The organism is Streptomyces sp. NPDC049813 (assembly GCF_044465085.1).
Lineage (GTDB): Bacteria > Actinomycetota > Actinomycetes > Streptomycetales > Streptomycetaceae > Streptomyces.
Window position 1 is genome coordinate 212,888 of sequence record NZ_JBITLI010000012.1, and the last position, 11,474, is coordinate 224,361.

General features: G+C 74.2%; 11 protein-coding genes. 6 read left to right on the forward strand and 5 right to left on the reverse strand.

Annotated features, from left to right (window positions below; all coding sequences use genetic code 11):
* Positions 1-154: 154 nt before the first annotated feature.
* From thiE to ACIBW6_RS24380, 3 genes are all read left to right on the forward strand, one after another.
* On the forward strand, positions 155-802 hold the full coding sequence (thiE, locus tag ACIBW6_RS24370; protein WP_399062966.1) for a thiamine phosphate synthase: 648 nt from the start codon (positions 155-157) through the stop codon (positions 800-802).
* A gap of 87 nt (positions 803-889) precedes the next feature.
* On the forward strand, positions 890-1,810 hold the full coding sequence (metF, locus tag ACIBW6_RS24375) for a methylenetetrahydrofolate reductase [NAD(P)H] (protein ID WP_399062968.1): 921 nt from the start codon (positions 890-892) through the stop codon (positions 1,808-1,810).
* Positions 1,811-1,855: 45 nt separating this feature from the next.
* Positions 1,856-2,737, forward strand: a complete 882-nt coding sequence (locus ACIBW6_RS24380; RefSeq protein ID WP_399062970.1) for a hypothetical protein — start codon at positions 1,856-1,858, stop codon at positions 2,735-2,737.
* Between the two features lie 51 nt (positions 2,738-2,788).
* Here ACIBW6_RS24380 and ACIBW6_RS24385 read toward each other — a convergent pair whose 3' ends face one another.
* From ACIBW6_RS24385 to ACIBW6_RS24405, 5 genes are all read right to left on the reverse strand, one after another.
* A complete protein-coding gene (locus tag ACIBW6_RS24385) occupies positions 2,789-4,285 on the reverse strand; it encodes a phytoene desaturase family protein (protein WP_399062972.1) in 1,497 nt (498 codons plus the stop codon).
* A 43-nt stretch (positions 4,286-4,328) separates the two neighbouring features.
* Positions 4,329-4,940 carry a DUF4126 domain-containing protein gene (locus ACIBW6_RS24390; protein WP_399062974.1) on the reverse strand — a complete coding sequence of 204 codons (612 nt, stop codon included), beginning with the start codon at positions 4,938-4,940 and terminating at the stop codon, positions 4,329-4,331.
* A 392-nt stretch (positions 4,941-5,332) separates the two neighbouring features.
* Positions 5,333-5,959: a TetR/AcrR family transcriptional regulator gene (locus ACIBW6_RS24395; RefSeq protein ID WP_399062976.1), complete on the reverse strand. Its 627-nt coding sequence runs from the start codon at positions 5,957-5,959 to the stop codon at positions 5,333-5,335.
* A 35-nt stretch (positions 5,960-5,994) separates the two neighbouring features.
* Positions 5,995-8,079, reverse strand: coding sequence for a YhgE/Pip family protein (locus tag ACIBW6_RS24400; RefSeq protein ID WP_399062978.1), 2,085 nt, complete (start codon positions 8,077-8,079; stop codon positions 5,995-5,997).
* A complete protein-coding gene (locus ACIBW6_RS24405; protein ID WP_399062981.1) occupies positions 8,051-8,866 on the reverse strand; it encodes an ATP-binding cassette domain-containing protein in 816 nt (271 codons plus the stop codon). The genes ACIBW6_RS24400 and ACIBW6_RS24405 overlap by 29 nt, the downstream gene beginning before the upstream one ends.
* Positions 8,867-9,035: 169 nt before the next feature.
* On the opposite strand from ACIBW6_RS24405, the gene ACIBW6_RS24410 reads away from it, so the two are divergent.
* From ACIBW6_RS24410 to ACIBW6_RS24420, 3 genes are all read left to right on the forward strand, one after another.
* Positions 9,036-9,590 (forward strand): SAV_6107 family HEPN domain-containing protein, encoded by a 555-nt coding sequence (locus ACIBW6_RS24410; RefSeq protein WP_399062983.1) that lies wholly within the window; start codon positions 9,036-9,038, stop codon positions 9,588-9,590.
* Positions 9,591-9,700: 110 nt separating this feature from the next.
* Complete coding sequence (locus ACIBW6_RS24415; RefSeq protein WP_399063119.1) at positions 9,701-10,510, forward strand: class I SAM-dependent methyltransferase; 810 nt, start codon at positions 9,701-9,703, stop codon at positions 10,508-10,510.
* A 273-nt stretch (positions 10,511-10,783) separates the two neighbouring features.
* Positions 10,784-11,188 (forward strand): DUF3040 domain-containing protein, encoded by a 405-nt coding sequence (locus ACIBW6_RS24420; protein ID WP_399062986.1) that lies wholly within the window; start codon positions 10,784-10,786, stop codon positions 11,186-11,188.
* Positions 11,189-11,474 lie beyond the last annotated feature (286 nt).

Below are 11,474 nucleotides of genomic sequence, written 5' to 3' on the forward strand. Positions count from 1 at the left end.
GGGGGGGGCCCCCCCCGGGCCGCCCTTGCGTCAGTGGGGGGGCGGTCGCGGGGGGGGGGGGGCCGGGGGGGGCGGGGGGGCCCCCCCCCCGGGGGGGGGGCGCCCCCGGGGGCCGGGGGGGCCCCACGCCCTCGACACCCTGGGGGGATGTCCCATGGCCGTTTCGAAGCGCGCCCGGCTCGCCGATGCCCGGCTCTATCTCTGCACCGACGCCCGCAAGCGCCAGGGCGACCTGCCGGAGTTCCTCGACGCCGTGCTCTCCGGCGGCGTGGACGTCGTGCAGCTGCGGGACAAGGGCATGGAGGCCGGTGAGGAGCTGGAGCACCTCGCGGTCCTCGCCGACGCGGCCCGCCGTCACGGCAAGCTCTTCGCGGTGAACGACCGGGCGGACGTCGCGCACGCCAGTGGCGCGGACGTGCTCCACCTCGGCCAGGGCGACCTGCCCGTCCCCGCGGCCCGCGCCCTGCTCGGCGAGGACGTGCTCATCGGCCGCTCCACGCACGCCGGCGCGGAGGCCGACGCGGCCGCCGCCCAGGAGGGCGTGGACTACTTCTGCACCGGCCCCTGCTGGCCGACCCCGACCAAGCCCGGCCGGCACGCCCCCGGCCTCGACCTGGTGCGCCACACCGCGGGCCTGGGCACCGACCGCCCCTGGTTCGCCATCGGCGGCATCGACCTGGAGAACCTGGACGAGGTCCTGGAGGCAGGCGCCCGCCGCGTCGTCGTCGTGCGCGCCCTCACCGAGGCGGACGACCCGGCCGCCGCGGCAGCCGAGTTCGCCAAGCGGCTGCGCGCGCTCTGACCTGCGCGGGGACGGTCCCCCGCGGGGGGCTGTCCGCAAGGTGGACGGGGATTAGGGGCAACCGGATTCCGTCAGTAACCTGCCCGTATGGCCTTTGGCACCGCTTCCACCAGGACCGATCGAGCCCGCACCGTGCGCGACATGCTCGCGGCGGGGAAGACGACGTACTCGTTCGAGTTCTCCGCGCCGAAAACCCCGAAGGGCGAGCGCAACCTGTGGAACGCCCTGCGCAGGGTCGAGGCCGTCTCACCGGACTTCGTCTCCGTGACGTACGGCGCCGGCGGCTCCACGCGCGCGGGCACGGTCAAGGAGACCGAGCAGATCGTCGCCGACACGACGCTGACGCCGGTCGCCCACATCACCGCCGTCGAGCACTCGGTCGCCGAGCTGCGCAACATCATCGGCCAGTACGCCGACGCCGGGATCCGGAACATGCTCGCGGTCCGCGGCGACCCGCCCGGCGACCCGATGGCCGACTGGATCTCGCACCCGGAGGGGCTGACCTACGCGGCCGAACTCGTCGCGCTGATCAAGGAGTCGGGCGACTTCTGCGTCGGCGTCGCCGCGTTCCCCGCGATGCACCCGCGCTCCAGCGAGTGGGACACCGACGTGCGGCACTTCGTCGACAAGTGCCGGGCGGGCGCCGACTACGCGATCACGCAGATGTTCTTCTACCCGGAGGAGTACCTGCGGCTGCGCGACCGGGTCGCCGCGGCCGGCTGCGAGACGCCGATCATCCCCGAATGCATGCCGGTGACGAGCGTGCGGATGCTGGAGCGGCTGCCGATGCTCAGCAACGCGGACTTCCCTCCCGCGCTGAAAGAGCGGATCCTCACAGCCAAAGACGATCCGGCCGCTGTACGCTCCATTGGCATCGAGTTCGCCACGGAGTTCTGCGCGAAGCTGCTTGACGAGGGTGTCCCGGGTCTGCACTTCATTACGCTCAACAACTCCACTGCGACGCTGGAGATCTACGAGAATCTGGGCCTGCACGAACAGCGGGCCTGATGGGCCGTACCCGCACGGGGTCACGGCCGTACGAGAGGGGCGTACATGGGCTGGGCGGTCCTCTACATCGCGTTCGGGCTGGTGGCGCTCTGGCTCCTCGGTGAGGTGCTGCTGCAGTACAAGGCGCGGCTGCGCTGGCGGCTGCTCGCCTTCGTGGGCTTCCTCGGGGTGGTCCTGGGCGTCCTGATGCCGTCGGTGTACGTCATCGGGATCGGCGCCGTCGCCTTCGCGGTCGGGCAGACGTACGTCACGCTGTCGTTCCGCAGCGGTTTCGCGGCGGGCTGGGCCCTGAAGAACGCTCCGGGGGCGTCCGAGGGCGGCAGCAAGCGGCGCAAGAGGGAGCCGGTCCGTCAGGACCCCACGCTCGAGGTCTCGGACCTGGAGTACGAGCAGGGCCCGCAGCAGGAGTACGCGCAGCAGCAGCCGGAGCCCGAGACGCCCGCGGAGTCCACGGCGGTGTACGCCACCACGGAGCCGATGCCCGACGACACCGGCCAGTACGGCGTCTACAGCGACGCGGCGTACGCGGCGACCGCGCAGGGCGGCCAGGGCTACGGCTACGACACCACGGCCTACGGCTACGACCAGCAGGGCTACGGCTACGACACGGGGCAGCAGCAGTACGCCGCCCCGTACTCCGACCCGTACATCGGCAACCAGAACTATCCGGCGCAGCCCCAGTACGGCGACCCGTACGCCACCGGCGGCCAGCAGCAGTACGGCGACCCGTACGCGACGGACGCGGCGTACGGCACGGACACGCCCCCCGGCGGCGTCTGGGTGCCGCAGCAGCGCAACGGCGAGGGGCAGCAGCAGGGCTACGGCGGCGAACTGCCCCCCGAGCAGCCCTATCCGGCCTACCCGCAGCACGACCCGAACGCCGGGTACGACACCGGCTACGACAACCAGCAGCAGTACCGGTACTAGAGCCCGTCCGGGGGCCGGGGGGCCCCGGTCCGCAGCCCCCGTCTGCGCGGCTCACTGGGAGCCGCGGAACTCCGGGCCCTCCACGATCAGGCCCGCCACCAGCGCCCCGGACATCCCCGCGTGCGGCAGCCCGCCGCCCGGGTGCGACCAGCCGCCCACCGCGAAGAGGCCCGGCAGCTCCGTCCGGTTCGCCGGGTGCAGCAGCCGCCCCCCGGCCGCGGCCAGCGCGGGTGCGGGCACCGCGCCGCCTTCCGCCCCGGTGGCCTCGGCGATGTCCCGTGGCGCCCGGACCTCGTGCCACAGCAGCCGCTCCCGCAGGCCGGGCACGGCCTGCCCGGCCTGCGCGAGGACCGCGTCCACGTCCGCCGCCTCCCCGCGCGCGTGGGACGGCACCGTCACCGTGACGGTGACCGCTTCGTGGCCGTCGTCCGGGACCTGGCCGGCCTCCCCGGACCGCAGCACCGTGACCGTCGGCCGCCCGGGCCGGGGGCCGCCGTCGAAGACCCAGGCAAGCTCGGCGTCCCGCGCGGTGCCGTGCACCACCGTCCGGTGCGGTGTGCCCTCGGGCCGGGGACCGCGCAGCGCCAGATGGACCGTCAGCCTGCTGGGCAGGGCCGCCTCGGACCGGGCCGGCACCTCGCCGTGCGCCGCCCGCCCCGGCAGCAGCCCGGCCAGCACGCCCGGCGCGACGCCCGCCACCACGAAGTCGGCGTCCTCCGCCGCCTGTCCGGCGAGCGCGACACCGGCCGCGCGGCCGTCCTTCACCACGATGCCGGTGACGGCCGTACCGAACCGGAACTCGACCTTGCGCCGCACACAGCGCGCGTACACCGCGTCCGCCAGCGCCCGCATCCCGCCGGTCACCGCCCACGTCCCGAACGTCTGCTCCATGTACGGCAGGACGGCCGCGCTCGCCGGTGCCGTGCGCGGGTCCAGGCCGTATGCCAGCGCGTACTGCTCCAGCAGCGCCACCAGGCGGGGCTCCCCGTCCAGCTCGAACGCGCCGATCTCGGCGAGGGTCCGCGCCGCGCGGTCCTTGCGCAGCAGCCGCCGCCGGGCCACGGCCGGGTACGGCTCCCGGTCGGCGAGCACCCGCCAGTTCGGCCAGAGCGGCTCTTCGAGCAGCGGGCGCCGGGAGCGGTCCCAGGCCTCCCGCGCCCGGTCCATGAACGCCGACCAGCGCGCGCCCGCGCCCGCGCCGACGGCCGCGTCCAGGGCCTCGGCGACCCCGGCCCGCCGCGCGTTCGGCAGGTCCGTCCGCGTGCCGTCCGCGAAGACGTGCCGCACCGCGGGCTCGACCTGCGTCAGACCGACGACGTCCTCCAGGGGCTCCTTGCCCGTCTTGACGAACAGGTCGCGGTAGACCGCGGGCAGCGGCAGCAGCCCGGGGCCGGTGTCGAACGCGAAGCCGTCGCGCTCGATCCGGCCGACCGCCCCGCCGTACGTCGCCGCCCGCTCGAAGACCACCGGCCGGTGGCCCGCCACGGCCAGCCGGGCGGCGGCCGCCATGGCGCCCATCCCCGCGCCGATCACCGCAATTCGTGCCATGGCAGGGACTGTATCGGCCGCCACCGACACCGCGGCCCGCAGGTCAGGGTGGCGGCCCGGCCTGCCGGGCGAGCCGCTTCTCCTCGCGCCGCTGCGCCCGCCCGCGCAGGAACCGCCGGATGCGCCGGACGAGCAGGAAGAGCATCAGCAGCCCGAGGACCAGCAGCACCGCCGCGATGATCGCGGCCGCCTCCGGGTGGAACATCGCGAACGTCACGACCCCGGCCACCCCGAGGTCCTCGGCGGTGCTCAGGACGAAGTTCGACGCGGGCTCGGGCGAGGTGTTGACCGCCATCCGGGTACCGGCCTTCACCGCGTGGCTGGCCAGCGCCGTGGAGCCGCCGACCGCGCCCGCCGCCAGGTCGGACAGCGACCCGCTCTGCCCGGCGAGCAGCGCTCCGACGACGGCGCCCGACACGGGCCGGATCACGGTGTGCACGGCGTCCCAGGCCGAGTCCACGTAGGGGATCTTGTCGGCGACCGCCTCGCACAGGAAGAGCACCCCGGCCGCGATCAGGACGTCCGGGCGCTGCAACGACTCGGGGACCTCGTCGGTCAGCCCGGTCGCGCCGAAGACGCCGAGCAGCAGGACCACCGCGTACGCGTTGATGCCGCTGGCCCAGCCACTGGTGAAGACCAGAGGGAGTACGGACACGGGTCCGATCGTAACCAGGGGCGCGCGCCGGGCGCCCGAGGCCGCGTGCGCGGGACTGAGTACGCGTACTCAGACAGGGAGATGAGTAGGTGCACGGATGGGCCGCGACCTGCGGGGACGGGAGAGTGGTCGGCACGGAGAGGGGCGCGGTTCCGGTACCGCCGACACGGGGCGGCGGAACGGGCGCGGCGCCCTTGGCCGCTCCTCTCGCCCGCACCGGGTGGGAGTGAGGCACGGGGGACCCGGGGGAGACCCGACGGGGGTCCGCACGGGGTGACGGGGGACGCGCCGGTCCGGTGAGGCCTGAGATCGACCACAGGCCTCGCCGGACCGGCGCTCCGTCCGTGGGGGCCGGGCGCGGTGGGTCGGGTCCTGACGGTCAGGCCCGGCGGTCAGGCCCGGCCGGTCAGCGGCTGTCCGCCGCCCACCCGGCCCTGGAGCAGCAGCGACAGCGCGGCGTGCACGTCGTCCAGCGAGCGCTCCGGCTGGAAGGCCTGCCAGTCGAGCGCGGCGACCAGCACCATGCCCACCAGCGCGGCCGCCGTCAGCGGGATGTCGATCTCGTCGCTCAGCTCGCCGTTCTCCACGGCGCCGCGCAGCACGCCCTCGACGACCGCCACCGCCTCCTGGCGGACCACGGCGAGGGTGGACTGCCAGGCACGGTTGGTGCGCCACAGCTCGGCCACGTAGAGCTGCGTGAAGGCCGGATACTCGTCGATGAAGACCAGGCCCGCGCGGATCATCGCGTCCAGGGCGTCGACCTTGCTGCCGCCGGACTCGTCCGCCTTCTGGGCCGCCTCGCGCAAGGAGGCGGTGAGGAGCCCGACGCCGTGGCGCAGCAGCTCCTCGAAGAGCACCGACTTACTGGCGAAGTTGTAGTAGACCGTGCCCTTGGCGACGCCGGCGCGCTCGGCGATCTCGTCGACCGTCGTGGCGGAGAATCCCTGCTCGGCGATGAGCGTGACAGCGGCCTCGTAGAGCTTCTGCCGGGTGGCCTGGCGCCGTGTGCTGCTTTCCATGCCCCCGATTCTCACAGGCCGCCCTGGAGGGGCGCTCACAGGCTCAGCTCCGGGTGCAGCCGGTCCAGCGTCCACACCTGCCGGCGCCGTGCCGTCAGGGCGGTGAGCGCGAGGGCGCCGGCGGTGAAGGCGGCGAGCACCGCGCAGGCCTGCCAGACGGGACCGAGCCCGCCGCCGGTGATCAGCCGCCGCAGGGCCTCGACGACGTAGCTCATGGGCAGGTACGGGTGGATCGCGTTGAAGAAGCCCGGACTCGTCTGGACGGGGTAGGTGCCGCCCGCCGAGGTGAGCTGGAGCATCAGGAGGGCGAGGACGAGGATGCGGCCGGCCGCTCCGAAGCGGGCGTTCAGCCACTGCACGAGGGCGGCGAAGCACGCCGTGACCAGGCACAGGAAGCCGACGGTCCCGGCGGCGTGCAGCATCCGCAGCCCCAGACCCCAGTGCAGGACGGACATCAGGGCGGCCACCTGGAGGAGGCCGAGCGCGGCGACCGGCAGCCAGCCCGCGAAGGCCACGCGCCAGGAGGAGGCGCCGACGGCCAGGGCGCGCCGGTTCAGCGGCTGGATCAGCATGTAGGCGACCATCGCCCCCACCCACAGGGAGAGCGGGATGAAGTACGGGGCGAATCCCGTCCCGTAGTTGGGTGCTTGGTGCAGCGACTGCGAGGCGAGCCGCACCGGGTCGGCCATCACCTCCGTGCGCTGATCGCGGTCCTTCTTGTCGTAGTCGGGGATCTTCTGCACGCCGTCGTGCAGCCCGCCGGCCAGCTCGCCCGAGCCGTCGGCCAGCTTGACCATGCCGCCGCGGAGGTCGTCCGCGCCGGTCCTCAGCTTGCCCACCCCGGCGTCGAGCTCGGTGGAGCCGGTCTTCGCCGTGCCGAGGCCGGTGTGCAGCTTCGCGGCTCCGGTGGCGACCTGGCCCGCACCCTTGTTGAGCCGGTTGATCTGCGCGACGGCGTTCTCGACGTCCTTGTCGAGCGTCGGAGCGCGCTCGGCGAGGGCCGCCGCCTGCTTCTGGAGGGTCGCCAGGTGGCTGTCCATGAGGTCCAGGTCGCCGTGCTCGTCCCGGATCAGGGTGTACAGGTCGTCCGAAACGGTGGCGACGTCCCTGGCGGCGGTCCTCGCCTTCTTCAGGTCCGGGCAGGCCGGGTCGCCGGCCAGTGGCTTCGCGCAGCGCCGTTCGTAGACCGTGTCGAGGATGTCGGCGCCTGCGTGGGCGCCCGTGCGGGCGGCGGGCGCGAGTCTCACCAAAGCGTCGAGGTTGTCGCGGACGCCCTGCGCGGAGTCGGCGACGAGCCGGGCGGTGTCGCCGATCTGCTTCTTGTTGCCCTTCAGGAAGGGCCGTACCTGGGCGGCCGCCCCGTTGACCTTGTCCGCGAGGGTCTGGGTGCCGGCGGAGACCTGCCGGGAGCCGGTCTCCAGGTCGCCCGCACCCTTGTCGAGCTTCTTCAGGCCGCTCGCCAGGTCGCCGCTGCCCTTCTTGGCGTCCTTCAGACCGTCGGCCAGGTCCTTCGAGCCCTGCTTGGCCTTGCCGATCCCGCCCTTCAGGTCGTCCGCGCCCTTCGCCGCCTTCTGGGTCGCGTCATGGATGTCCGAGAACGAGATGAAGATCTTGTCCAGGAAGGAGCGCGAGGCGTCCGTGGACGCGGCGGCCCGCACCTCGGAGAAGACCGTCCGGGAGATCTGCCCGACGATGTAGTTGTTCGCGTCGTTCGTACGCACGCGCAGGGCGCCGGTCTCGGGCGCGGCACCGGAACTGGAGGCGACGCGCTTGCTGAAGTCCGCGGGCATCGTCAGCGACAGGTAGTACGTGCCGTCCTCGACGCCACGGCGCGCCTGCGCCGCGTCGACCTCGTGCCACTGGAAGGTGTCGCTGTCGTACAGCCCCGCGGTGATGTCGTCGCCCGCGGTGATCTTCTTCCCGGCGGCGGACGCGCCCGTGTCCTCGTTGACGAGCGCCACCGGGATCTTGTCGAGGCGCCCGTAGGGATCCCAGAAGGACCACAGGTACAGGGCGCCGTAGAGCAGCGGCAGCAACAGCAGGGCGGCGAGCGCGGCGCGGGGCAGCTTTCCCCGGCCGAAGCGCCTCAGTTCAAGCGCGGCGAGCTTCGGCGAGCGCATCGGCAGTCTCCTCGTCGGTGTCGGTCAGGTCGCTGCCGGTCGGTGCGCCGTCGGCCGGGGCACTGTCGGCCGGGACGGCGGCGCGCGGGGCGGCGGTGGTCACGACGGCGTCCACGTCGGAGGGCGCCTCGCTGCACACGGCGACGACCGTGGTCCCCGCCTGCGCGAGGGAGCGCAACTGGCCCCAGACCTCGGCCCGCTCGGCCTCCGCGAGCTTCAGGTCGGTGTCGTCGACACCGAGCAGCCGCGGCCGGCCGACGAGCGCGAGCGCCAGGGAGAGCCGCAGCGCCTCGACGCGCTCCAGGTCCCGGACGGCCGTGCGCGGCCCCTTGGGCAGGGAGTCCGGGTCCAGGCCGGCGGCGGCCAGGGCGCCGTCGATCCGGGACCTCGCCGTCGCCGCGCGCTCGGGGCGCGGACGCAGCAGTGCGCGCAGCCCACCGTCGAACCGCCCTTGCAGCAGGGCCCGTTCCCGCAGGTGCTCCGCCACGGTGAGGGCCGGATCGAGATCGGTCACGCCCGGCACGTGCGCGAGCGCGCTGATCCGCCGCACGGCCGCCATCCGCCGCGGCAGGTCGAGACCGCCGACGGTGGCCGTCCCCGCGGCGAGGCGCATCCGCCCGGTCAGGGCCAGCAGGAGACACGTACGGCCGCTCCCGGACGGCCCCTCGACGGCGACCAGCGCCCCCGCGGCCGCGTCGACGCCGACCCCGCGGAACGCCCAGCCGCGCGGGCCCCGCACCCCGAGCCCCGCGCCGGTGAGCGCGGCCCCGCCCTGCGGACCGTCCATGCCATGGCCCCCTGCTGCTCGCCATTTTTGTACTGACTGGTCAGTGCAGAAAAGTATCCCGAACTGTCGATCGGGGCAATACAGCAGGTCAGGGCGGATTGTCAGTGGCGTCCCGCACGATGGGCACATACGGCCACTGCGCCGTCACACAGACGACAGGAGGTTCGTCATGGCCAGGTACCCCGCAGCAGCCGCACGCCGCCGCGCCGCCACCGGCCCTGCCCCCTCACTGACCGGACCCGCCACCGACGTCCACCCCGTGCTGCGCCGGGCAGGCGCCCCGCCCGCCGCACTCGACCTGCTCGCCCAGGCCCGCGCCGGACTCGACGAAGCGACCCTGCTGGAGCAGCCGAACGAGCGGTACGCCACCGCCCACCTCGCCGCGCTGCGCACCGCCGCGGCCGTGCTCGCCGCCCGCGGCAGGCCCGAGACCACGCCCAAGCGCCGCGCCAAGATCCGCAGCGCCTGGGAGGTGCTCCCCGAGATCGCGCCCGAACTGGCGGAGTGGAGCGCCCTGTTCGAGGCCGGGGCCGCCCGCCGGGCCCGCGCGGAGGCGGGCATACGCGGCGCCGCCAGTGCCCGCGACGCCGACGACCTGCTGCGCGACGTGGCGATGTTCCTGCGCCTCGTCGAGCGGATGCTCGTCCTGCAGCCCGCGCTTCCGCAGCCGCGCCGCGAGGACGACGCCCGGATGCCGGAGCGGGAGGTGCCCGACGCGGGGTGACCAGCGGTTGTGGCGACACACACGGATGGCGTGGCCGCCCGTCGGCGCCCATTAGGGTGGAGGCGCCCGAACCTGTTCACGCCGAGGAGTCAGCTGCCGTGCCGGACCCGATGCGTCCCCCCGTCGCCCACCCTCGCACGACGTCGCCGCACACCGACCCCTCGCGCTCCCGCGCCTCGCTGCGCACCGCCGTGGTCCAGGAGGTCCTGAAGGGCGCCCTCGACCGCCGCGCCGCAGCGGTGGGCAGCGAGACGCTCGACGTCCTCGACACCGGGGGCGGCAGCGGCAACTTCGCGGTGCCCGCCGCCCGTCTGGGCCACCGCGTCACCGTCGTCGACCCCAGCCCGAACGCGCTGTTCGCGCTGGAGCGCCGGGCCGCGGAGGCCGGCGTGGCCGACCGGGTGCGCGGTGTCCAGGGCGACGTCTCGGGCCTCTTCGACGTCGTCGAGCGGGAGGCCTACGACGCCGTGCTGTGCCACGGGGTCCTGGAGTACGTCGAGGAACCCGCGGAGGGCGTGCGCAACGCGGTGGGCGCGCTGCGCCCCGGCGGGGTGCTCAGCCTGCTCGCCGCCGGCCTCGGCGGAGCCGTCCTCGCGCGCGCCCTCGCCGGCCACTTCAAGGAGGCTCGACAGGCGCTCGACGACCCGGCGGGTCGCTGGGGCGAGGGCGACCCGGTGCCCCGGCGCTTCACCGCCGAGCAGCTCGCCGAACTCGTCGGGCAGGCCGGGGTGGACGTCGGCGCGGTGCACGGCGTGCGGGTCTTCGCCGACCTCGTCCCGGGCGTCCTCGTCGACACCGAGCCGGGCGCCTTCCAGGAGCTTCTCCAGCTGGAGGCCGCCGCCGCCGAGCTGCCCGCCTTCCACGCCGTGGCGACCCAGTTGCACGTGCTGGGTGTGAAGCGGGAGACGGACGGGGCCTGACCCCCGCGGTCATCCGCCGCTGATCAGCGACGCAGTGGCGGATGGAGTACGCCACAGGCCCCCCGATCGGGCGTCTGTCGCCGTATGATCGGGGTAGACCGTCCGGCATGACGGGTCGGCCGCTGGGGAATGACGCTCAGTGAGCCGGAGCGGCGTGGCGCGGTCCGGAATGGTGAAGTTGGCGTAGAGGGGCGGGTTTCACGGGGGCGATTCCCTGCCTATCCTGAAGGGGACCCCCGGTCGCCCCGGCGACTGCACGATGAGGAGGACTCCGTGCCGCTCTCGGAGCACGAGCAGCGAATGCTCGAGCAGATGGAGCGAGCGCTGTACGCCGAAGATCCCAAGTTCGCGACAGCGCTTGAGGGAAGCGGGCTGCGTACGTACACCCGACGTCGGGTCTACCAGGCAGTCGCGGGCTTCCTGGTGGGTATCGCGCTCCTCATGGCAGGAATGGTCGCGCAGCAGATCTGGATCAGCGTGGTGGGGTTCCTCGTCATGCTCGGATGTGCGGTGCTCGCGGTCACCGGATGGCGCAAGGCGCCCAAACCGGGTGAACAGCCGGCGGGAGCGGTGCCAGGCGCCCCCGCGGCCCGGCGGGGGAGCAAACCCAAGCGCTCGGTGATGGACCGGATCGAGCAGCGCTGGCAGCGCCGCCGCGACGAGCAGGGCGGCCGCTGAGCGATCCGTCGCCACCGGTCTTTGCGCAGGTGTGAAGGGTGACCGCCCCGGGCGGTCACCCTTTGTGCGTAATGGGCCGGTGCGGAGATGCACCGGACGACGGAGGCATGGGACGACGGAGGCACGGGACTACGGAGGCACGGGACACAGACGTACGGGACACAGACGTGGGGGCCCCGCCCCCCCCCCGGGGCGGGGGGGGCCCCGGGGGGGGGGCGGGGGGCGGGGGGGCGGGGGGGCGGGGGGGGGGGGGGGGGGGGGGGGGGGGCCCCCCGCCCCCCCGCCC